This window comes from Actinomadura chokoriensis (genome assembly GCF_039529475.1).
Lineage (GTDB): Bacteria > Actinomycetota > Actinomycetes > Streptosporangiales > Streptosporangiaceae > Spirillospora > Spirillospora bangladeshensis.
On the sequence record NZ_BAAAMW010000031.1, the window covers coordinates 21313 to 43446 of the forward strand.

The window sequence follows — 22134 nt, forward strand, 5'->3', positions numbered from 1 at the left end:
GGCGCATCGGCAGGCCGCAATGCTCGACAAAATCATGACGCCCGTGACTTGGGCATTCTGAAATCCCGGCCCGGGAGGACCCCCATGACACGACTCCAGGCAGGTATCCTCGCCGCCGTCCTGGCGGCGCCCGTCGCTCTCGCACCCGCCACCGCCCACGCGTCCGCGGGCCCCGCGCACTACACCGGGACGCTCCCCGACGGCGCGACCTGGATCGCGGACGTCCCCGCCCGCTGGAACGGCACGCTCGTCCTGTTCAGCCACGGGTTCGGGCCGCTCAGCCCCGCGAACCGCCCGAGCGAGGCCGCCGGGAAGGCCCTGCTCGACCGCGGCTACGCGCTCGCCGGCTCGTCCTACGACCCGGACGGCTCCCTCTGGGCGCTCGGCAGCGCCGTCCGCGACCAGATCGGCACCGGCGCGGCCGTCGCGCGGATCATCGGCAGCCCCCGCCGCACCCTCGCGCTCGGCCAGTCCATGGGCGGCCTCGTCAGCGCCGAGCTCGCCGAGACCCGCGCCGTGGACGGCGCCCTCACCACCTGCGGCATCGTCGGCGGCGGCGTCGACCTGAACAACTACCAGCTCAACGCGGGCCACGCCATCGCGACCCTGCTCGCCCCGTCCGAGGACATCAAGCTCACCGACTACACCTCACCCGTCGAAGGCGCGGTCGCCGGCGCCCAGCTCACCCTGGCCGTGCAGAACGCCCAGGCGACCCCCGCGGGCCGCGCCCGCATCGCGCTCGCCTCCGCCTTCCTCAACCAGTCGTCCTGGTTCGACGGCGACACCGCACCGCCCCGCCGCGACTACGCCGCCCAGGAGGTGCAGCAGTACCGATAGCTGACCTCGGGCGTCCTCGGCTTCATCTTCGGCGGCCGCTACTCCATCGGCCAGGCCGCCGGGGGCGACAGCGCCTGGAACAAGGGCCTGGACTACTCGCGCCTGCTCCGGACGTCCGCCAACCTCCGCCAGGTCAACGCCCTCTACAAGAGTGCGGGCCTGAGTCTGAAGGACGACCTCTCCACGCTCACCAGGACGGCCGCGAAGCAGGTCGAGCCGGGCCCCCTCGCCTGGATGACGCGCACCTCCGAGCCCACCGGGCGCCTCGCCGTCCCGACCCTGACCGTCCACACGGTCTCCGACCAGCTCGTCCCGGTCGAGCACCAGAACGAGTACGCCAGGGCCGTCCGCGCCGCGGGCCGCACCAATCTCCTGCGCCAGTCCTATGTGCACCGCACCGGGCACTGCAACTTCACGGCGTCCGAGTACGTGGCGTCCCTCCAGGCCCTGGAGAAGCGCGTCGAGACCGGCCGCTGGCCCGGCACGAGCGCCGCGGCCCTGAACCGGGCCGCCGCGTCCCTCTCCCTGGACGCCTCGGCCTTCGTCCGCTACCGGCCGAGCCGCCTGGTGGTGCAGCCGTCCCGCCCGTGACCGAGAGGGTCACCGCGACACGAGAACGCCCCCGGCGGGAGGTCGGGGGCGCTGTCGTGCACGGGTCAGGGGGCCTCGGTGGGGTCCTCTTCCAGGAGGTCGTCGAACTCGCCGTCCTTGACGCCCGCGATGAAGGCGTCCCACTCGGCCTCGGTGAAGTAGAGGATCGGGCCCTCGGGGTTCTTGGCGTCGCGCATCACGACGGCCCGCTCACCGAAGTCCTTGTGCTGGACGGGGACGTCCTTGCCATCGATGAACTCGATGATGACCCCGTCGCTCAGGATCGGTTCCTGCTCGGTCACTGGCACACCTTCTTCTCGCCGGCTCCTGTCGGGGTCCAAGGCTAGTGGGGAACGGGGCCGCGACACAGGGGAACGGTCCGGCGACGGTCAGGGATCGATGAGGAGGCGGGCGGCGGTGATCTCCAGCCGGGACTGGATCTCCTCGGCGGTGGCGTTGCCGCGCAGCATCTCGATCATCTCCATGGTCCAGATGCCGGACAGCGCGCGGGCCGCGAGGCGGCGCGGGTCGCCGTCGGGGATGTCCTCCGGCGGGCCGGACGCGGCGCGCAGCAGCAGCTCGCTCATCCGCTCGCCGAAGTCGGTCTTGACGTCCGACAGCAGCAGCGAGCGGATCAGCGCCTCGGCCAGCTCGGGCTCGCGCATGAGGCCGCGGGTGGCGCGCATCAGCACCTCGACCGCGCGCTCGGGGGCGGCGCCGCCGCGGGGCGGGCGGCGCTCGATGCTGCCTTCGAGGAGGTCGATCTCCTCGCTGACGACGGCGACGACCAGGTCCATCTTGGACGGGAAGTAGCGGTAGAGGGTCCCGAGCGCGACCCCGGCCCGCTCGGAGACGGTGCGCATCTGCATCGCCTCGATGCCGCCGCGCGACGCGAGCGCCGCGGCCGCCTGCACGATACGCTTGCGCCGCTGGTGCTGGCTGCGGGAGCGCACGCCCTGCCCGCTCGCGGGGCCGGCCGCCTGTCCCGCCGGCTGACCCCGGGTCCCGTCCCCGGTCACTGTCGGCTCTGCGGTCACGGTCGTCATCCCTTCTGTGCGGGCTCGGTCGCCCGACGCGTCGCCCTCCAGCGTACAGCCTTGCGAGAACGTGTTATCTGATCGACCGACTGCGGCCGTGCGCGGGCGGTCCCCGGTTCGCTCGATCCGCCGTGCCCCAGCAGGGTACGGGCCAGGTGAATCGCAATGATCGGGCCTCTGGACACAGACTAGAATCTGTTCTACTTTTTCGCCGTGGGCGCGTCCGGGAGGTGGTCATGCTGAGCGTCGCGGCACTGCTGGAGGCGCGGGCCGGGGACGACCGGCCGGGGCTGCGCTCCGCCGACGACGGCCGCGCCTGGACGTGGCGCGAGGTCGTCGCCGAATGCGCCGTCCGCGCCGCCTGGATGGCGGACCGGAGGGGTGCGGAGCGGCCCGTCCACGTGGGCGTGCTCCTCGACAACCTGCCGGAGATGGTCTTCCTGCTCGGGGGCGCGGCCCTGTCCGGCTCGGTGCTCGTCGCGCTGAACCCGACCCGGAGCGCGGCCGAGCTGGCGGGCGACGCCGAACGCGCCGACTGCGATCTCGTCGTCGCCCAGTCGCGCCATGCCGAGCAGGCCGCCGCCCTCGGGATTCCGGTCCACGACGCGGACGCCCTGGCCGCCGAACTGGCCCCGTTCGCGGGGGCGCCGCCGCCGGACACCTCGGCGATCGGGCCCGCCTCGCTGCTGATGCTGATCTTCACGTCCGGGACGTCGGGACGGCCCCGCGCCGTCCGCGTCACCCACCGCAAGATGGTCGTGCCGGGGGAGATGCTCGCCGAGCGCATGCTGTCGGGGGAGTCGGTCGTCTACTGCCCCATGCCGCTGTTCCACTCCGGCGCGGTCATGGCGGCGTACGCGCCCGCGCTCGCGGCCGGCGCCGAGCTGGTGCTGCGGGCGCGGTTCTCGGCGTCCGGCGTCCTGCCCGACGTGCGCGCGCACGGCTGCACCTACCTGCACTACGTCGGCAAGGCGCTGTCGTACGTGCTGGCCACCCCGGCCGCAGCGGACGACGCCGACAACCCGCTGCGATTCGCGTTCGGGAACGAGGCCGCGCCGCTGGAGCAGAAGAGCTTCGGCGAGCGCTTCGGCTGTTTCGTCATCGACGGCTACGGATCGACCGAGACCGCGATCTCGCTGTCGCCCGACCCGTTCGGGCCGTCCGGGGCGCTCGGGAGGCTCCCCGACGGCGTCGCGATCCTCGACCCGGCGACCGGCGAGCCCTGCCCGCCCGCCGTGTTCGACGGAGCGGGACGGGTGGTCAACGGCGACGAGGCCATCGGCGAGCTGGTCAAGCTCGGCGACCTCGGCCTGTTCGACGGCTACTACAAAGAGGACGCCCCCGACCGGCTCCGCGATGGCAGGTTCTGGAGCGGCGACCTCGCCTACGCCGACGGCGACGGCTACGTCTACTTCGCCGGGCGCAGCGCCGACCGGCTCCGCGTGGACGGCGAGAACTTCGGCGCCGTCCAGGTGGAGCGCGTGCTGGCGGAGCTGCCCGGCGTCCGGCAGCTCGCCGTGTACGGCGTCCCGGACGCGGCGTCCGGCGACCAGGTGATGCTCGCCGTCGCCGCCGACGGCTTCGACCCCGGCGCGTTCGCGAACCACCTGCGCGGGCGCGCCGACCTGAGCCCCAAGTGGGTGCCGCGCTACGTGCGGGTGGCGCGGGACCTGCCCGCGACCGCGTCCAACAAGATCCTCAAGCGCCGGCTGGCCAGGGACGGCTGGCGCACCGAAGACCCGGTGTGGTGGCGGCCGGGACGCGACCTCGCCTACCGCCGGTTGACCGCCGAGGACGCCGCCCGCCTGCGGGCCGAGTTCGAGCGGTGCGGCCGGCTGCACCTCCTGGAAGGGAGCGGATGAGTGGACTTCAACCTCGACGAGACCCAGCAAGAGATCAAGGGCCTCGCCGCCGGAGTGCTCGCGCGCGAGGCCGCGCAGGAGCGGCTGGAGGCGTTCGAGAAGAGCGGCGCCCCCTATGACGACGTGGCGTGGAAGGCGCTCGCGCAGGCGGGCCTGCTCGGCATCGTCCTGCCCGAGGACGCCGGCGGCGCCGGGCTCGGCCCGGTCGAGCTGGCGGTGATCCTGCGCGAGGTCGGGCGGCACGCCGCGCCCGTCCCGGTGTACGCCTCGCTCGCGCTCGCGGCCGTCGCGATCGGCGCGCACGGCACCCCGGAGCAGCGCGCCCTGCTCGCCCCGCTCACCGAGGGCGCGACGGTCCTGACCGGCGCCTACCGCGAGGTCGGCCCGGCCGGCGAGATCGCCGCGACGGCGCGCAGGGACGGCGACGGCTACGTCCTCGACGGCGTGAAGACCTTCGTCCCGTACGCGCGCGAGGCGTCGCTGATCCTCGTCCCCGCGCGGGTCGAGGGCGAGGGCGTCGGGGTCTTCCTGGTCGAGCCCGGCGCCGTGACGATCACCGGGCAGCCGTCGGCGACGAGCGAACCGCTGTCGCGGGTCGCGCTGGACGGCGCGCGGGTCGGCGCCGGAGCGCTCCTCGGCGGGACGGCGGACGGCGCCGCCTGGGACACCCTCCGCCGCTCGGCCGTCGCCGGCGCCGTCGCGATCTCCTCCGGCGTCATCGAGGGCGCGCTGGAGCTGACGAAGGAGTACACCAAGACCCGCGAGCAGTTCGACCGGGCGCTCGCGCAGTTCCAGGCCGTCACGATGCAGATCGGCGACGTCTACATCGCCAAGCGCGCGCTGGACGTCGCCGTCTGGGCGGGCGTGTGGCGGCTCGCGCAGGGCGCGGACGACGCCGAGGAGGTCCTCACCGTCGCGTCCTACAACGCGTGCGACCCCGTCATCAAGGCCCTCTACACCTGCCAGCACCTGCACGGCGGCATCGGCCTGGACGTCACCTACCCGCTGCACCGCTACTTCGCCTGGGGCAAGCACTGCGGCCACCTGCTCGGCGGCGCGGAAGACCGGCTCGACGCGCTCGGCGCGCTCATCGCCCAGGAGGCCTGAATGTTCATCGACCTGACCGCCGAGCAGAAGAGGCTCCGCGCCGAGCTGCGCGAGTACTTCGAGAACTGCCTGACCGGCGAGCAGCGCGCCGCGATCGCCGCGGACCCGTTCGGCACCGCCTACATGGAGCACTGCAAGCGGCTCGGCCGCGACGGGATGCTCGGCGTCGCGCTGCCGAAGGAGTACGGCGGCCGCGGCTACGGCCCGGTCGAGCAGACGATCTTCGCGAACGAGATCGCCCGCGCCGAGGTCACCTACCCGCTGATCACGCTGAACTCGGTCGCGCCGACGATCCTGCAGTACGGGTCGGACGCGCACAAGGAGTTCTTCATCCCGCGCATCCTCGCGGGGGAGTGCCACTTCGCGATCGGCTACAGCGAGCCCGGCGCCGGCACCGACCTCGCGGCGCTGCGCACGACCGCGGTGAAGGACGGCGACCACTACGTCGTGAACGGGCAGAAGATCTTCACGTCCGGCGCGCACTACGCCGACTACGTGTGGCTCGCGGCCCGCACCGACCCGTCCGCGAAGAAGCACAAGGGCATCTCGATGTTCATCGTCGACTGCGAGGACCCGGGCTTCTCCTGGACGCCGATCATCACGATGGACGGCGCGCACCACACCAACTCGACGTACTTCCAGGACATCCGCGTCCCGGCGGACATGCTCATCGGCGAGGAGAACAAGGGCTGGGACCTCATCGTCAACCAGCTCAACCACGAGCGGGTCACGCTCGGCCCGGCCGGCAACATCGGGCACACCCGCATCCGGTTCGAGCGCTGGGCGCGCGAGACCCCCGGACGCGACGGGCGCCCGCTCATCGAGGAGCCCGCCGTCCGCCGCGCGCTCGCCCAGGTGCACGCCTACCTGCGCGTCAACGAGATCCTCAACTGGCAGGTCGCCGCGAACCAGGACCTCGGCTGGCTCGGCGCCGCCGACGCGTCCGCGACGAAGATCTACTCCTCGGAGCGGATGCAGGAGGTCGGCCGCATCGTCGGCGACGTCCTCGCCCGCTACGGCGACCCCGGCGACCCGGAGACCGCCGCCTTCACGGCCTCGCTCGACCGGCTCGCCAAGGGCGCGCTCGTGCTCACGTTCGGCGGCGGCGTCAACGAGATCCAGCGCGAGCTGATCGCGATGATCGGCCTCGGCCTGCCGCGGGCCCCGCGCTGACCGTCAGGAGGTCTTCGCCGCCGGCGTCCTCTTCGGCTCGGCGCCGTGCGCGAAACCGGTCGTGCCGTCCGCGCCCCGCCTCGGCTCCCGCTGGGCCTCCAGCCGGGGCAGGGCGCGGCGGAGGTCGTCCAGGAACAGGTCGGCGAGGTCGTGCCCGAACCCGTTGCGCACCACCACGCGCAGGACGGCGAGGTCGGTGCGGTTCTCGGGGAAGGTGTAGGCGGGCACGAGCCAGCCCGCCTCGCGCAGCGCCGCCGACATGTCGAACACCGTGAAGGCGCGGACGTCCTCCCGCACCCGGAACGCGAACACCGGGATGTCGCCGCCGTCGGTGATCGGCTCGAACGGGCCGAGCCGCCCGATCTCGGACGCCAGCCGCGTCGCGACGTCCCGGCACGTCCGCTGGACGCGGCGGTACCCGTCGAAGCCGAGCCGCAGGAAGTTGTAGTACTGGGCGACGACCTGCGCGCCGGGCCGGGAGAAGTTCAGCGCGAACGTCGGCATGTCGCCGCCGAGGTAGTTCACCCGGAAGACCAGGTCCTCCGGCAGGGCCTCCTCGTCCCGCCACAGCGCCCAGCCCACGCCCGGCATGACCAGCCCGTACTTGTGGCCCGAGGTGTTGACGGACGCGACGCGCGGCAGCCGGAAGTCCCAGACGAGGTCCGGGTCGAGGAACGGCGCCACCATCGCGCCGGACGCGCCGTCCACGTGGACCGGCACGTCCAGGCCGGTGCGCCGCTCCAGGTCGTCGAGCGTGGCCGCGATCTCCGCGACGGGCTCGTAGCTCCCGTCGAACGTCGACCCGAGGACGGCGACGACCCCGATGGTGTTCTCGTCGCACAGCTCGACGGCCTCCCGCGCGCCGAGGTGGTAGCGGTCGCCCTCCATCGGCACGTAGCGGGGCTCGACCTCGAAGTAGTTCGCGAACTTCTCCCAGCAGATCTGCACGTTGACGCCCATGACGATGTTCGGCCGGTCGGCCGGCCCGCCCGCGGCGCGCCGCCGCCGCTGCCAGCGCCGCTTGAGCGCCAGCCCGCCGAGCATCGCCGCCTCGCTGGACCCGGTGGTCGAGCAGCCGACCGCGCGGCGCGGGTCCGGGGCGTGCCACAGCCGGGCGAGCATGTGCACGCAGCGCATCTCCAGCTCGGCGGTGCGCGGGTACTCGTCCTTGTCGATCATGTTCTTGTCGGCGGACTCGGCCATCAGCCGCGCCGCCTCCGGCTCGGCCCACGTCGACACGAACGTGGCGAGGTTGAGCCGCGCGTTCCCGTCCAGCATCAGCTCGTCGTGGACGACCTGGTACGCGGTGCCCGGGTCCAGCTCCCCGGCGGGCAGCTCGTAGCGGGGGATCGTCAGCGGCTCGCGGCTGAAGATCGGGTTGACCTCCAGGTCGCGGCGGCCGCTCCCGGTGCGGTGCGGATGCTTCAGGGCCATGCGGCGCACCTACCCCCGCCGCCCGGCACCACACGCGGCCGCGGGAGGGCGGCACGGCGGAGTGCACCGGGTCGTTGAGGCAGGTGCCTCCGGGTGCTAGCCGGCCGGGTCCACCGGGTCGTTGAGGCCGTTCTCCAGGATGGCGAACGCCTGGTCGACCGCGTCGGAGAGCGCGGTGAACGTCCCGTCCATGCGGCCGACGGCGTCGGAGGCGGCCTGGAAGCCGCAGTGCGCGGCGGCGGCGACGACGTGCGGGCGCAGGTCGCTCGCGGGGTCGAGGCCCATCCGCCGCGCCACGACGTCGGTCAGCAGCGCCTGCTTGCGCTGCGCGTGCTCCAGGCTGCCCGCCATCAGGGTGGGGCTGTCCTTCACCAGCGTCAGCATGCACTCGAAGCGCCCCGGGTCGAAGCCGAGCTCGCCCGCCTCGCAGGCGCGGGCGATCTCCACCACGGTGCGCCGCAGCGCGGTCATGATCGGCTCGTCGGCGGGTCGCGCGGCCAGCGCCGCCGCCACGGCCTGGACCTGCTCCTCCTGGAAGGTGAGCGCCACGTCCTCCTTCGAGGCGAAGTAGCGGAAGAAGGTTCGGGACGAGACGTCCACGGCGTCGGCGATCTCCTCGACGGTGGTGGCGTCGAACCCCTTCTCGGCGAAGAGGGCGAACGCGGCGTCGATGAGCGCCTCGCGGGTGCGCTGCTTCTTGCGCTCGCGCCTGCCCGGGGGCCGGGATCCGAGGCAGAGCGGGTTCCCTGGGCCTGTCTCGGGGCCTGTCTCGGGGGCGGTCGCGGTCATGGGCGCAGTGTAACCAGCGGGTGAACGCGCGCCAAGTGGCGGACGACGAATTCTGTCGTAAGCTGAATCCTGTCCTTGTGTGACCTCAGGCAGTTGACGACAAGTGTCATGCCATGACACTTTGAACCCCTACCAAGCCGGAGGTCGCAGATGACTCATTCGCAAGGCGCCGACATCCTGGAGAACGGCGCCGCCGACGTCCCGCCGCGCCACGGGGTGCGGGCCCGACCATCGAGGCGCGGGCACGGGCATCCATGGCTCACCCTGGCCGCCGTCGCGCTCGGGGTGATGATGGTCGGCCTGGACGCGACCGTCGTGTCCATCGCCAACCCCGCGATCGCCAGGGACCTCGACGCGAGCCTGTCCGGGCTGCAGTGGGTGACCAACGCCTACCTGCTGGCGCTCGCCGTCACGCTGATCCCCGCCGGGAAGATCGCCGACCGGTTCGGGCGCAAGCGGACGTTCCTCGCCGGGGTGGTCGGGTTCGCCGTGTCCTCGCTGCTGATCGGGCTGTCCGGCGGGCTCGGCATGGTGATCTTCTGGCGCGTCGTGCAGGGCTTCGCGGGGGCGCTGCTGCAGCCCGCCAGCCTCGCGATCCTGCGCAACACCTTCCCCGCCGAGCGGCTCAACGCCGCGATCGGCATCTGGGGCGGCACGCTCGGCGTCTCCATCGCGGGCGGCCCGATCGTCGCCGGCCTGCTGGTCGAGAACGTCAACTGGGAGTCGGTGTTCTTCCTCAACGGCCCGCTCGGGCTGGTCGCGCTGCTGGTCGGCCTCTGGGTGATCCGCGAGTCGCGGGACGAGCGGGCCGCCGGCTCGTTCGACCTGCCCGGCGTCGCGCTGCTCAGCGGTGCGCTGTTCGCGCTGGTCTGGGGCCTGATCAAGGCCGGTGAGCACGGGTTCGGCGACGCCGTCCCGCTGGTCTCCTTCGCCGTGTCCGCCGTGCTGTTCGCCGTGTTCGTCTGGAACGAGCAGCGGGCGGAGAGCCCGCTGCTGCCGCTCGGCCTGTTCCGCTCGGTGTCGCTGTCGGCGGCGACCGGCCTCATCGTCCTCGGCTTCTTCGCGATGTTCGGGACGATCTTCTTCCTCACCCTCTACCTGCAGCAGGTGCACGGCATGAGCCCGGTGGACGCCGGCGTCCGGCTGCTGCCGATGACCGCCGTGTTCATCGTCGCCTCCCCGATCGCGGGCGCGCTGACCAGCAGGTTCGGGCCGCGGCTGCCGCTCGTCCTCGGGATGGTGTTCACCGCGGTCGCGATGTTCGGCCTGTCCCGCATCGGGGTCGACGCCGCCTACGTGCAGCTCTGGCCGTGGTTCATCCTCATCGGCCTGGCGTTCGGGATGGTGCTCGTCGCCGGGACCGAGGCCATCGTCGGCAACGCGCCCGCCCACCTCGCGGGCGTCGCGGGCGGGCTCCAGCAGACCGCCTCGCAGGTCGGCGGCGTCCTCGGCACGTCCGTGCTCGGGGTGCTGCTGTCCACCAAGGTCGGCGACGTGCTGTTCGGGCGGCTGACCGACGCCGGAGTCCCGGCGCCGGCGGCCCAGCGGTTGGAGGGAGCGGGCGGGCTCGTGTCGCAGGGCGTGGCACCCGTCCCGCCCGGCACGCCGGGTCAAACCGCGGACGCCATCACCACCGGAAGCCACCTCGCGTTCATGGACGGCTTCCAGGAGTCGCTGAGCGTCGCGGCGGCGGTCGCGCTCGCCGCGGTCCTCGCGGCGCTGCTCGTGCGGCGCGGCAACTCCCCGGTCGACGGCGCCGCGGCCGTCTGAGCGGGCGGGGTTAGGCTGCCGGTGTGAGGGGTGCGGGCGTGAGGTGTGCGGGCGTGAAGCGCGCGGGTGCGATGGCCGCGTTCGCCCGGCGGTACGCGATGCCGCTGGCGTTCCTCGGGCTGTTCGCCGCGGTGTGGACGGTGCAGGCCCTCGTCCTGCCGCCGGACGCCCGGCACGCGCTGATCGCCTGGGCCAGCACCAACCTGTCCAACCTCGCGGTCAACCCGGTCGGGACGATGGTCGCCTCGGCGTTCGTCGCCGAGGGGGCGCAGGGCGTGCTGATGGTGGCGGCGGCGATCGGGCTGTTCCCGCTCACCCGCCGGTTCGGGAACCTGCGGGCCGTGGTGCTCGTCGCCGCCTCGCACGTCCTCGGCACCCTGGTCAGCCAGGGCATCGCGCTCGTGCGGCTGGAGGCCGGCCTGCTGTCGGACTCGGTCCGCACGATCCCGGACGTCGGCCCGTCCTACGTGCTGTGCGCGGCGCTCGTCGCGGCGTTCCTGTACGGGCGCGGGCGGGTGCGGCGGCTGCTGGCGCTGGCCGGCTGGTGCGCGCTCGTGCCCGTCCTGCTGGACGGCCTGCTCGCGCTGCAGGTCGCCGCCGTCGGGCACCTGACCGCGATGCTCGCGGGCGCGCTGATCGGCGGGCTGCTCCTGCTGCTGGAGCGCCGCCGCACCGCGGTGCCCGCGGCCGCCGGCATCGCCCGGCCCGGACGGGTCGCGGGCGCCTGACCTCCGGTCAGCCCTGCCCCGGCTCCGGGGCGGGGTTGGCGGTCGGGCTCGGGCTCGCCGTGCCGGAGCCGTCCGAGGGCGGGGTCGACGGGGTGTCCGTCGGCGGCGTGGCGGGCGGCGTCGAACCGTCGTCCGGCGGCGTCGCCGGGTCGGTGGACGGCGGTGGGCTCGCCGGGGGAGTGGTCGCCGGGTCGCCCGGCGTGGTGGACGGCTTCTCCGGCCGCGACGGCGTGTCCGACACGGGCTTCTTGTCCGGGGACGGCTTGCCGGAGGGCGGCGTCGGCGCGGGGGCCGTTCCACCCGGGGTACCGCCCGCCTGCCGCGGCGGGTCGTCGTAGGCGCTGGTCACCGGGTTCCCGGACGCGCTCGGCGCGACGCCCGCCGACCGCTCGGACCCGGTGGTGCCGGGCAGCGGGTTCTGCGGCACGCCGCTGGTCTGCGCGGACGCCGGATGCGTCTGCCCCTTGCTCGCCGACGGCACGATGGAGGCGGTGCCGCCCCCGCCCTTGGCCGTCGGCCAGGAGGCGAGGAGGCCGATCACGGCGGCGGCCGACGCGGCGACGCCCGCGGCGGCGCCGAGGCCCTTGGAGATGCCGCCCGAGAGGCCGCGCTTCGGGCGCTGCCCGCGCTCCCCGCCGATGACGACGAGCGGGCTCGGCGCGGCGACGCTCGGCAGCGGCCGGGCGGCCTCCTCCTCGCAGGCGGCGAGGACGCGATCGCGCAGCCAGCCGGGCGCGTGCGCCGGGGCGCGGCGGGCCAGCAGCCGCGGCAGCCGGCCCTTCTCGAACGCGGCGATCAGGTCGAGCTGCGGCTGGGCGGTGCCGCGCATCAGGATGTCGAGGACGGCCCGCTCCAGCCGCGTCCGCGCGGCGGCGAGCAGTTGCAGGACGGTGTCGGGGGCGATGCCGAGGACGCGGGCGATGTCGTGCGGTTCGAGCCATTCGCCCGCCCACAGCAGCAGGACCTCGCGGTGGTCGGAGCGCAGCCCGGCGGCGGCGCGCAGCAGCGGGTCGGGGTCGGCGAACAGCATGCCGCCCCGGGCGCCGGGCTCGCCGGTGAAGGCGCCGCGCTCGGCGCAGGCCGTCCGGGACAGCGAGTACAGCCAGAGCACGCTGTCGCCGCGCGGCGGCTGGTGCACGGCCGCGCTGAACGTGTCGCCGACGGCCGCGGCCGCCAGCTGGTCGCCGACGAGCGACCAGCAGTAGGCGTACAGGCGGTCGGCGTGCGCGTCGTAGAGCGAGCCCAGGTCCCCGCGCATGTGCCCTCCCGTTCCCGTCCGCCTCGTCCGGCCATCCGACTGATCGGCTGACAAATGGTTCATACAGCAGATCAACGGGACTCTAGCGCCTCAGGTCCATGACTGAGAAGTCCGAGATCGGACGGTATGTCGAATAGCACGGAAGGTAGCCGGGCCCCCTGCGGACGGTGATGTTCACGGAGATTTAAGGAAGTTCCCGAAATTCGGCGGATTCCTGATGCGGTTCAGCAGGGAAGGATTCGAACCCGTTATCGATTTACCCGAGGAGTCAACGGTGACGCGCCTGACGGTTGATGGTGTCTACCAGCACATTCGCGGTGTCTGCTTCAAGACCGGCCCGCCCGGGACGGTGGGCGCCGAGACCGAGTGGTTCGTGGTGGACGCCGCCGACACGGCCGCGCACGTCCCCGCCGGACGGGTGCGCGGGCTGGTCGACCGCGCCGGCCCGCCGGCCGGCGGAAGCAAGATCACCTACGAGCCGGGCGGGCAGCTCGAGCTCAGCTCCGCGCCGTTCCGCGGCCTCGGCCCGCTGCACGGCGCGCTCGGCCGCGACATCGCGCACGTGCGGGACGCGCTCGCCGCCGACGGGCTGGCGCTCGCCGGGCACGGCGTCGACCCCGTCCGGCGGCCCCGCTTCCAGGCCGACCATCCCCGCTACTCGTGCATGCGCGACTACTTCCGCGCCGGCGGCTTCCCCGACGCGGGCCTGGCGATGATGTGCTCGACGGCGTCCGTCCAGGTGAACCTGGACATCGGCGCCGACGACCCGGACGCGTCCCGCCGCTGGCGGCTCGCGCACGCGCTCGGGCCGGTGCTCGTCGCCGCGTTCGCCAACTCGCCGCTGCGGGCCGGCCGCCGCACCGGGATGCGCTCGTCCCGGCAGGGCATCTGGACCGAGCTCGACCCCTGCCGCACCCTGCCCGTCCTGCGGGACGGCGCGGACGGCGACCCCGCCGAGGCGTGGACGCGGTACGCGCTCGACGCCCGGGTCATGCTCGTCCACACCGCCGAGGGCGAGTGGGTGTCCGACCCCGGCATGTCGTTCCTGGAGTGGCTCGCCAAGGGCGAGCCGGGCGAGGACGACCTGGCCTACCACCTGTCCACGCTGTTCCCGCCGGTCCGGCCGCGCGGCTGGCTGGAGCTGCGGATGATCGACGCGCCGCCCGGCCGGTACTGGGCCGTCCCCGTCGCCGTCGCGACCGCGCTGCTGGACGACCCGGCCGCGTCCCTCGCCGCCGAGGCCGCCGTCGAACCGGTCGCCGCGCGGTGGGCGGAGGCGGCCCGGTGCGGGCTGTCGGACGCGCCGCTCGCCGCCGCCGCGCGGGCCTGCTTCACCGCCGCCCTCGACGCGCTGCCGCGGCTCGGCGCGTCCGGGCTCGTCCCGCTGGTCGAGGAGTACGCCCGCCGCTACGTCGACCGGGGGCGCAGCCCCGCCGACGACGCACCATCACCCCTGCCCGAGGAGGAGCAGACATGGCCCTGACGAACTCCCCGGTCCCCATCGGCATGCACGACGAGGACGCGCTCAAGGAACTCATCGCCGATGAACTCGGCACGGTGCGGGACCGCAGCTTCGGCCTCACCACCGACGTTCTCGCCGCGGACGACCTCACCGCGCAGGTGTCGCCGCTGATGTCGCCGCTCGTGTGGGACCTCGCCCACGTCGGCAACTACGAGGAGCTGTGGCTGCTGCGCGCGGCGGCGGGCCGGGAGGCGATGCGCCCGGAGATCGACGACCTGTACGACGCTTTCGAGCACCCGCGCGCGGAACGGCCGACCCTGCCGCTCCTGTCACCGGAGGAGGCACGCTCCTACATCGGCACGGTCCGCGCCAAGGTCCTCGACTCGCTGCCGTCCGCGCGGTTCGACACGGAGAACCCGCTCACGTCGGGCGGGTTCGTCTACGGGATGGTCGTCCAGCACGAGCACATGCACGACGAGACCATGCTCGCCACCCATCAGCTCCGGAAGGGCGCTCCCGCGCTGCTCGACCCTCTGGCCGAGCCGCTGCACGAGCCGGCCGAGGCCGCGGTGGCGGACGAGGTGCTCATCGAGGCGGGCCCGTTCCTGATGGGCACCTCCGACGACCCGTGGGCGTACGACAACGAACGCCCCGTGCACCTCGTCGACCTGCCCGCGTACTACATCGACGTTGAGCCGGTGTCCAATGCGGCCTACATCGCGTTCATGGAGGCGGGCGGCTACGACGACCCGCGCTGGTGGGACCCCGCCGGATGGGACTGGCGCAACGGCAGCGGCAAACGCGCCCCCGCCTTCTGGACGCGCGAAGGAGGGCAGTGGGTGCGGCGCCGGTTCGGACGGACGGAGCCCGTCCCGCCCGGCGAGCCCGTCCAGCACGTGTGCTGGTACGAGGCCGACGCCTACGCGCGGTGGGCGGGCAAGCGCCTGCCGACCGAGGCCGAGTGGGAGAAGGCCGCCCGCTGGGACCCCGCCGCGCAGCACTCACGGCGCTACCCCTGGGGCGAGGTGTACGAGGAGGGGCGCGCCAACCTCGGACAGCGCACGCTGCATCCGTCCGAGACCGGCTCCTACGCGTCGGGCGCCTCGGCCTACGGCGTGAGGCGCCTCCTAGGGGACGTGTGGGAGTGGACGTCAACCGACTTCCACGGCTACCCCGGCTTCCGCTCGTTCCCCTACAAGGAGTACTCGGAGGTCTTCTTCGGCCCCGACTACAAGGTGCTGAGGGGCGGCTCCTGGGCGACGCACCCGCTCGCCGTACGCGGATCGTTCCGCAACTGGGACTACCCCGTCCGGCGGCAGATCTTCTCCGGTTTCCGCTGCGCCCGCACGCCGGGGGAGGCCCGCTGAATGTGCCGCCATCTCGGCTACCTCGGGCCTGAGCGGACCCTCCACTCGCTCGTCTACGACGGCGAGCACTCGCTGGAGACCCAGGCGTACGCGCCGCGCATGACGCAGGGCAACCTGCTGAACGCCGACGGGTTCGGCGTGGGCTGGTACCAGGACGGCGCGCCCGTCCGGTTCCGCCGCGCCCAGCCCCTGTGGACCGACCAGTCGTTCCGCGAGGTCGCCGGCGCCGTCCGGGCGTCGTGCGCGGTCGCGGCGATCCGGTCGGCGACGGCCGGGTTCCCCGTGGACGAGTCCTGCGCGCAGCCGTTCCGCGCCGGACGCTGGCTGTTCAGCCACAACGGCATCGTCGAGGGCTTCGGCGGCGTCGAGGCCAAGCTCCGCGAGCTGGCCGGCGACGTCGCCCAGTCGTTCGGCGAGGGGATGCCCGACGCCCGCGCCCCGGTCGACTCGGCGCCGCTTTTCGCGCTCGCCGTCCGGCACTGGCGGGACGGCCTGCCGCTCGGCGACGGCCTCGCCGCCGCCGTCACCGCGATCACCGCGCTGGCTCCCGGCCGCTACAACCTGCTCGCCTCCGACGGCACGTCGCTGGCCGCCACGACCTGGGGCGACTCCCTGTTCGTCCGGGAGGGCGCGGACGCGGTCCTGATCGCGTCCGAGCCGCTCGACGACGACCCCGGCTGGCGGCACGTGCCCGACCGCTCCCTCGTCACCGCCGGACCCGGCACCGGCGTCCGCATCGACTCCCTGTGACATCGACTCCCTGTGAAGGAGAACCACTCGTGGATCGGTTCCTGACCGCCGACGACCTCGCCAAGACGCTCCGCCAGGACGTCCGGGACGGGCTCACCGGCACGCCCAAGACCCTGCCGCCCAAGTGGTTCTACGACGAGCGCGGCAGCGCGCTCTTCGAGGAGATCACCAGACTGGAGGAGTACTACCCGACCCGGCGCGAGCGGGAGATCCTCGTCGCGCACGCGCCCGACATCGCCGCGGCCACCGGAGCCAAGACCCTCCTGGAACTCGGCGCCGGATCGGGGGAGAAGACGCGCCTGCTGCTCGACGCGCTCTCCGGCACGCTCCGGTCCTACGTGCCGGTGGACGTGAGCGGCGAGTTCCTCGACGAGGCCGCCGCCGGGATCGCCGCCGACCACCCGGACCTCGCCGTCCGGGCGGTCGTCGCCGACTACGAGCAGCACCTGCCGCTGCTGCCCGGCGGCGAGCGCCGGCTCATCGCCTTCCTCGGCGGGACGATCGGCAACATGCCGCCCGCCGAGCGGATCGGGTTCCTCGGCGGCGTCCGCGCCACCATGGACGGCGGCGACTTCCTGCTGCTCGGCGCCGACCTCGTCAAGGACGAGGGGCGCCTCGTCCGCGCCTACGACGACGCGGCCGGCATCACCGCCGAGTTCAACCGCAACGTCCTCTACGTCATCAACCGGGAACTGGACGCCGACTTCGACCCGGAGGCGTTCGAGCACGTCGCCGTGTGGAACGCGGCGGAGGAGTGGATCGAGATGCGGCTGCGGTCCACCCGCGACCAGGACGTCCGCGTCGGCGGACTCGACCTCGGCGTGTCGTTCGCGGCGGGGGAGGAGATGCGCACCGAGATCTCCGCCAAGTTCCGCCGCGACCGCCTCGCGGCCGAGCTCGGCGCGGCCGGCATGGAGATCGCCGAGTTCTGGACGGACGGGAACGGCGACTTCTCCCTCACCCTCGCCCGTCCGGCCGGCTGAGCGTCAGCCCGTCCGGACCGGGTGGGCGAGGCCCAGCCGCTTGATGTCCGCGGCCAGGCGGGTCGCCACGTACCGGTGGCCCGCCGGGGTCGGGTGGGTGCGGTCGGCCTTGATGAAGTACGCCGCGTTGCCGGTGCCCGCCGGCCGGTCACCGGTGATCCACTGCTCGCCGATCGGGTCGATGAACGGGATGCCGAGCTGCGCGGCGAGGGCCTTCAGCGCGTCCCGGACCGCGACCACGCCCGGCACCGGGGCGCCCGTCCCCCACAGCGGCCCGAGCAGCACGAGGCGCGTGCCCGGCCAGCGCTGCCGGACGCGCTCGAGCAGCAGGTGCGCCGCCGCCGCGACCTGCGGCGCCGGGACCCGCCAGTCGTTGTGGCCGCCGGACACGATCAGCATGTCCGGCGCGGGCCGCCAGCCGAGCTGGCTCTCGAACAGGCTGAGGAACGCCTGCGTCCCGCGCCCCTTCACGACGTACCCGGTGCCGGAGCGGCCGCCGACGACGACCTGCCAGCCGAACAGCCGCGCGGTCGCGGACGCGTACGTCGACTCCGGCTGGACGCCCCGGTCGCCGACCGTGTAGCTGTCGCCGAGGAACATCACCACGGGCGGGGGCGTGCGCGCCCCGCCGTCCTTCGCGGCGCCCTTCACCGAGCCGGCCGCGGGCCCTTTCCCCGGGCCGTCGGCCGCGGCCGGCTTGTGCACCGACCCCGCGAGCACGGAGCAGCCGGCGACCGACAGGACCGCCACCAGGCAGAGGCACAGCACCGAAGTCGCCGCGCCGCGTCGGGCGCGGCGAGAAGTCATGGAGGACCACCCAAACGTTCCAGGGGATGCACCCCGCATCTTACTGATCCGCCGCCCCCGACGGGGCTCGTCGCGGGTTCACCGGCCGCGCGCCGCGGTCTCCATCCTCCGTTCACCGCGGGCTCACCCCGCGGATCGCGGCGGGCCACCCGGGGGCGGGAGGGTGCCGCGGTGACGGTGACCCGGCGGGAACGGCTGAGCGAACTCGACCTGCTGCGCTTCGCGGCGGCGCTGGCGGTGGTGCTGTACCACTTCACGGGCTTCGGCGGAGCCGGGCCCTGGCCCACGCCCGCGCGCGAGGTGTTCCCCGGCGTCGCGGCGGTCACCCGGTTCGGGTACCTCGGCGTCGACCTGTTCTTCATGATCAGCGGGTTCGTGATCCTGATGAGCGCGTGGGGGCGCGGACCGGGCGAGTTCGGGGTGTCGCGGCTCGTCCGGCTGATGCCGGCGTACTGGGTGAGCGTGCTACTCGGCGCCGTCGTGTACGCGGTGTTCCGGCAGGGGAACGGTGTGCCGGGCCTCGTCCTGCCGAACCTGACCATGCTGCAAGGGGGGCTCGGGCTGAAGAACGTGGACGCCGTCTACTGGACGCTCTGGGTCGAGCTCCACTTCTACGTGCTCATCGCCGTGCTCGCGAGCATCGGCATCACCTACCGGTCATGCCTCGTCTTCATGGCCGTGTGGCTGTTCGCCGGGGTGTACGCCGATGAGGCCGGCAACAATCTGCTCCAGGTAATGCTGATCCCGACCTGGAGCTGCTACTTCATCGCGGGCATGGCGCTCTACATGATCCACCGGTTCGGGCCGACGCTGCTGCTATGGGGGTACGTGGCCGTGTCCTACCTGATCGCGCTGCACTGGGGCGCCTGGCGGGCCGAGCACGTGTTCCGGGGCGCGGACGAGATCGCGGTCAGCGGCATCATCACCGGGATCTTCGCGGTGATGATCCTGGTGGCTACGGGCCGGCTGCGGCGGCTGCGGTGGTCCCGGCTGACGGTCCTCGGGGCGCTCACGTATCCGCTCTACCTCGTCCACTCGCAGCTCGCGCTGCCGCTGCTGGACGCGCTGTACCCGGCCGCCGGCAGATGGACGGCGCTGGGCCTGGTGGTCGCCGCGTCGCTGCTGGGCGCCTATGCCGTCCACCGGCTGGTCGAGCGCCCGGGGGCGGCGTGGATGCGCGCCCGCCTGCGCGCATCGCTGGAGCCCCTGCGACACCGGACGGAACCGTCTAGATTTGCCGATCATGGTGGATGGCGCGGTCCTGATCTCAACCCTGATCAGCCTCGCGGCCGCACCCCGGTGGACGCGGCGCACAGCTGACCCCGCGGCGGCTGCGCGTCCACGGCGGGGACGCGTCCTTCATCGCGAAGTACCTGCCGGAGGGGTACTTCGCTCTCGCGGACGGCTCGGCCATGCGCGGCCTTGCCGAGCACTTCCCGAAGCCCGAACTGCTCGCGCCGTCCCTGCTGCGGGTGCAGGCGCTCCTTGAACTGCCGTTCGCCCTCCTCGCCTACGTGACGGTTGTCCGCTGGCTGGATCGCGGCCTGTACCGGCGCCTGGCGAGTTCCTGGCTGGTGTGGGCGGCGTCGTTCTCCTACATGTTCGTCTTCTGCGTGGTCGAGTGGGAGCTGCGCAACCCCTACACGGTCGACGACATCGTGATCCGGGTGGGCTCCGCCTTGCTCACCCCTGTTCTTCTCCAGTGGCTGGCCAGGCAGGAGGGGGAGGGTGCCGAGCGCGCCTCGTTCGCGCAGATGCTTCTCTTCGCCGTATCCACCTGGGCCTTGGGGCACCTCGTCCTGTTCGTCTACGAGACCGCGCTGCTCTACAACCTGGGCCATGTGGGCGGACGTCTGCCAAGCACGCTGGTCGCGCTGTGCGTCCTCGTGGGTGCGCGCGTGGCGTCGTCCCGCCTTCCGGACGGTGAGGCCGGCGTCGCGCTGTCGTCCGTCGTCGCCGGGTTGCGGTGGGCGCTGCTGCTCTTCTTCGTCCCGGCCCTGGCCGTCCGGTACGGCGTCAACTTCGGCGCTCCGCTGCTCGCGGCGGCCGCGGGCCTCGCCGTCTGCCTGGCCGCCGCGATATTCGCCCTGAGGGAGACGCTTTCGGGCACCGGGACGACCCGAACCGCCGTGTGGGCGGCGCAGGCGGCGGTCGCGCTCCTCGCCGGGGCCGCGGCCGGGTACGCCGCCCTCCAGCTCGTGACGGACGCCTACTACGAAGCGGGCCTTCTCAGAGCGGCCGGTGCGGCCTTCGCCGCCGCCGTCGCCGTGTGCTCGGTGACCGACCGGTGGCTCGCCCGCCGCCGGGCCGTTGTGTCGGTGTGACACTTCCGGGATGTCCGGCGCTGAAGGAAATGTGAGCGTCCGGCCGGTGTGAGCGGGCATCGGCCGGACGCGTTCCCTCTGGCGGGCCCGCATCCCCCGGTCGGGCCCGCCGGAGGCACCCGACCGGGAACGGTCCCGCCGGAAACGGGTCAGGCGGGGTCGTCCGGCGGACGCAGTTCGTCGGTGTAGCTCACCGACAGGCGCCGCATCACGCCCGACTCGTCGACCGAGTACTGGCCGAGGCGCCACAGCGGCGGCGAGTAGGCGTGGATCGACACGCTCGCGTCCTCCACGCCGGTGAGCCGGTGGATGTGGTCGGGGCCGAAGGCGAACGACTCGCCCTCCCTGACGACCGTCCGCCGCGGCTCGCCGCCCATGCGCGGGTTGTTCTCCTCGATGGCCCCGGCGACGACCCGGACGGCGCCCGAGGAGACGTCGTGGTCGTGCCATCCCGTGTCGTTCTCCGGTGTCCAGCACAGCAGCCAGACGTCGACGTGCTCGTCCCGGTGGAGGGACGCGTAGTGGCGGCGCCCCTCGGGGAAGGCGACGTGCTGACGCCACAGGCCGGGCCGCTCGGCCAGGTCGTCGACCAGCTCCCGCAGTTCGCGCTCGTCGAGGGGGCGGCCGGGCAGGTTCTCGAAGCCGGCGGCGCGGGGCAGGACCTCCGAAGACACGGTTCCATTCCTTTCCGTTTCTGTTGCCGGACGCGGTTCCGGGCGCGGCGAAGCCGCAGCGCAGGGGGGACTGAACCGCATCAGTAAACCGTTTCAGTGAACCGCTTCAGCGCTCGCGCCGTCAAGGGCGGGGCCGTTGCTCTGTCGGCGGCGGCCTCTAGGGTTGGAGGGATGTCGGAGAAGCGCAAGCGCGCGACCATCCGGGAAGTGGCGCAGGCGACCGGTTTGTCGCCTGCCGCGGTGTCGTACGCGCTGCGCGGCATCCAGACCTCGGAGGAGACGCAGGAGCGGGTCCGCGCCGCGGCGGACGAGCTCGGCTACGAGGCCCACCCGATCGCGCGCGCCCTCGCCAGCGGCCGCACCGGCCAGGTCGGGCTGCTGTGCGGCTCCCTGGAGGACTACTGGCAGCAGTCCCTCGCGGTCGGCATCGGCCGGGCGCTGCTCGCCCGCGACCGCTACGCCCTCATCGTCGACGCGGGCGGCGACCCCGAGCGGGAGCTGGCCCTCGCCCGCCGGCTCCGCGACCAGCGGGTGGACGGCCTGATCGTGCAGCCGCTCGACCCGTCCGCCGCGCTCTGGTCGGAGCTCGCCGCGGCGGTCCCGGTCGTGTCGATCGGCGACGCGCTGCACGGCGGGCAGGCGCAGGGCGAGGTCGTGTTCGACAACCGGCGCGGCGTCACGCTCGCGCTGGAGCACCTGCGCGGCCTCGGGCACCAGCGCGTCACCGTGTTCACCCCGACGGGGGCGAGCACCCCCGACCGCCCCGCCGACGTGCACGTCAACGCCGAGGCCGAGCGGCTGGGGCTCCGGGTCGACCTCGTCGTCGTCCCGCAGGCCCTCGGCGAGGCCACCGAGGTCGCGCTGCGGGTGCTCGGCGGGCCGGGCCGCCCGTCCGCGGTGTTCTGCTTCGCCGACTCCATCGCCTACGGCGTCTACGCCGCGACGCGCGAGCTGGGGCTGGACGTGCCCGGCGACGTCGCGGTCTGCGGGTACGACAACCATCCGATGTCGGCGCTGCTCACCCCGCCGCTGACCACCGTCGACTGGGACATCGACGGCATCGTCCACTCCGCCGTCCGGCTGATCGTCGACGTCATCGACGGCAAGCCGCGCAAGCGCCGCGTGGTGCGCGAGCCGTCGCTGCGCGTCCGCGCGTCCACGGGCGGCGCGCCGGGGTAGGG

The 22134-nt window shown here is 73.4% G+C and carries 20 protein-coding genes and 1 pseudogene; 14 read left to right on the forward strand and 7 right to left on the reverse strand.

Annotated elements, in window-relative coordinates:
- Positions 1-84 precede the first annotated feature (84 nt).
- Both ABFX46_RS38515 and ABFX46_RS38520 read left to right on the forward strand, forming a co-directional pair.
- Positions 85-837 (forward strand): alpha/beta fold hydrolase, encoded by a 753-nt coding sequence (locus ABFX46_RS38515; RefSeq protein WP_346048940.1) that lies wholly within the window; start codon positions 85-87, stop codon positions 835-837.
- A 234-nt stretch (positions 838-1071) separates the two neighbouring features.
- A complete protein-coding gene (locus ABFX46_RS38520) occupies positions 1072-1428 on the forward strand; it encodes a hypothetical protein (protein ID WP_346048941.1) in 357 nt (118 codons plus the stop codon).
- A gap of 65 nt (positions 1429-1493) precedes the next feature.
- Here the strand turns inward: ABFX46_RS38520 and ABFX46_RS38525 are convergent, their stop codons facing one another.
- A complete protein-coding gene (locus tag ABFX46_RS38525; protein WP_067633630.1) occupies positions 1494-1730 on the reverse strand; it encodes a DUF397 domain-containing protein in 237 nt (78 codons plus the stop codon).
- Positions 1731-1817: 87 nt separating this feature from the next.
- Positions 1818-2465: a TetR family transcriptional regulator gene (locus ABFX46_RS38530; protein WP_428831361.1), complete on the reverse strand. Its 648-nt coding sequence runs from the start codon at positions 2463-2465 to the stop codon at positions 1818-1820.
- 236 nt (positions 2466-2701) lie between these two features.
- Here ABFX46_RS38530 and ABFX46_RS38535 point away from each other — a divergent pair, with 236 nt between their 5' ends.
- The 3 genes from ABFX46_RS38535 to ABFX46_RS38545 are packed head-to-tail and all read left to right on the forward strand — an operon-like array spanning position 2702 to position 6607.
- On the forward strand, positions 2702-4327 hold the full coding sequence (locus ABFX46_RS38535) for an AMP-binding protein (protein ID WP_346048942.1): 1626 nt from the start codon (positions 2702-2704) through the stop codon (positions 4325-4327).
- Complete coding sequence (locus tag ABFX46_RS38540; RefSeq protein ID WP_346048943.1) at positions 4328-5434, forward strand: acyl-CoA dehydrogenase family protein; 1107 nt, start codon at positions 4328-4330, stop codon at positions 5432-5434.
- Positions 5435-6607 carry an acyl-CoA dehydrogenase family protein gene (locus tag ABFX46_RS38545; RefSeq protein ID WP_346048944.1) on the forward strand — a complete coding sequence of 391 codons (1173 nt, stop codon included), beginning with the start codon at positions 5435-5437 and terminating at the stop codon, positions 6605-6607.
- Between the two features lie 3 nt (positions 6608-6610).
- Here the strand turns inward: ABFX46_RS38545 and gad are convergent, their stop codons facing one another.
- Both gad and ABFX46_RS38555 read right to left on the reverse strand, forming a co-directional pair.
- Positions 6611-8041, reverse strand: a complete 1431-nt coding sequence (gene gad, locus ABFX46_RS38550) for a glutamate decarboxylase (RefSeq protein WP_346048945.1) — start codon at positions 8039-8041, stop codon at positions 6611-6613.
- Positions 8042-8137: 96 nt separating this feature from the next.
- Entirely contained in the window at positions 8138-8830 is a 693-nt protein-coding gene (locus ABFX46_RS38555) for a TetR family transcriptional regulator (protein ID WP_346048946.1), read from the reverse strand.
- A 177-nt stretch (positions 8831-9007) separates the two neighbouring features.
- Here ABFX46_RS38555 and ABFX46_RS38560 point away from each other — a divergent pair.
- Both ABFX46_RS38560 and ABFX46_RS38565 read left to right on the forward strand, forming a co-directional pair.
- Positions 9008-10616: pseudogene (locus ABFX46_RS38560) on the forward strand (MFS transporter); the annotation flags it as partial.
- 37 nt (positions 10617-10653) lie between these two features.
- On the forward strand, positions 10654-11328 hold the full coding sequence (locus ABFX46_RS38565; protein ID WP_346048948.1) for a rhomboid-like protein: 675 nt from the start codon (positions 10654-10656) through the stop codon (positions 11326-11328).
- A gap of 7 nt (positions 11329-11335) precedes the next feature.
- Here the strand turns inward: ABFX46_RS38565 and ABFX46_RS38570 are convergent, their stop codons facing one another.
- On the reverse strand, positions 11336-12586 hold the full coding sequence (locus tag ABFX46_RS38570; protein WP_346048949.1) for an RNA polymerase sigma factor: 1251 nt from the start codon (positions 12584-12586) through the stop codon (positions 11336-11338).
- Positions 12587-12860: 274 nt separating this feature from the next.
- Between ABFX46_RS38570 and egtA the strand changes: the two genes are divergently transcribed.
- The 4 genes from egtA to egtD are packed head-to-tail and all read left to right on the forward strand — an operon-like array spanning position 12861 to position 17148.
- Positions 12861-14069 carry an ergothioneine biosynthesis glutamate--cysteine ligase EgtA gene (gene egtA / locus ABFX46_RS38575; RefSeq protein ID WP_346048950.1) on the forward strand — a complete coding sequence of 403 codons (1209 nt, stop codon included), beginning with the start codon at positions 12861-12863 and terminating at the stop codon, positions 14067-14069.
- A complete protein-coding gene (egtB, locus tag ABFX46_RS38580) occupies positions 14060-15415 on the forward strand; it encodes an ergothioneine biosynthesis protein EgtB (protein WP_346048951.1) in 1356 nt (451 codons plus the stop codon). Before egtA ends, egtB begins: the two co-directional genes overlap by 10 nt.
- A complete protein-coding gene (gene egtC / locus ABFX46_RS38585) occupies positions 15416-16165 on the forward strand; it encodes an ergothioneine biosynthesis protein EgtC (protein ID WP_346048952.1) in 750 nt (249 codons plus the stop codon).
- A 29-nt stretch (positions 16166-16194) separates the two neighbouring features.
- The gene (gene egtD / locus ABFX46_RS38590) at positions 16195-17148 is read left to right on the forward strand and encodes an L-histidine N(alpha)-methyltransferase (protein ID WP_346048953.1); all 954 of its coding nucleotides are present in this window, start codon (positions 16195-16197) and stop codon (positions 17146-17148) included.
- A 3-nt stretch (positions 17149-17151) separates the two neighbouring features.
- On the opposite strand, the gene ABFX46_RS38595 is transcribed toward egtD, so the two are convergent.
- Positions 17152-17955 (reverse strand): SGNH/GDSL hydrolase family protein, encoded by an 804-nt coding sequence (locus tag ABFX46_RS38595; RefSeq protein ID WP_346048954.1) that lies wholly within the window; start codon positions 17953-17955, stop codon positions 17152-17154.
- Positions 17956-18126: 171 nt separating this feature from the next.
- Here ABFX46_RS38595 and ABFX46_RS38600 point away from each other — a divergent pair, with 171 nt between their 5' ends.
- Together ABFX46_RS38600 and ABFX46_RS38605 are read left to right on the forward strand one after the other, a co-directional pair.
- On the forward strand, positions 18127-19275 hold the full coding sequence (locus tag ABFX46_RS38600; protein ID WP_346048955.1) for an acyltransferase family protein: 1149 nt from the start codon (positions 18127-18129) through the stop codon (positions 19273-19275).
- A gap of 92 nt (positions 19276-19367) precedes the next feature.
- Complete coding sequence (locus ABFX46_RS38605) at positions 19368-20279, forward strand: hypothetical protein (protein WP_346048956.1); 912 nt, start codon at positions 19368-19370, stop codon at positions 20277-20279.
- Positions 20280-20428: 149 nt separating this feature from the next.
- Here the strand turns inward: ABFX46_RS38605 and ABFX46_RS38610 are convergent, their stop codons facing one another.
- Positions 20429-20953 (reverse strand): cysteine dioxygenase, encoded by a 525-nt coding sequence (locus tag ABFX46_RS38610; RefSeq protein WP_346048957.1) that lies wholly within the window; start codon positions 20951-20953, stop codon positions 20429-20431.
- A 171-nt stretch (positions 20954-21124) separates the two neighbouring features.
- Between ABFX46_RS38610 and ABFX46_RS38615 the strand changes: the two genes are divergently transcribed.
- Positions 21125-22132, forward strand: a complete 1008-nt coding sequence (locus ABFX46_RS38615; RefSeq protein ID WP_346048958.1) for a LacI family DNA-binding transcriptional regulator — start codon at positions 21125-21127, stop codon at positions 22130-22132.
- Positions 22133-22134: the final 2 nt, after the last annotated feature.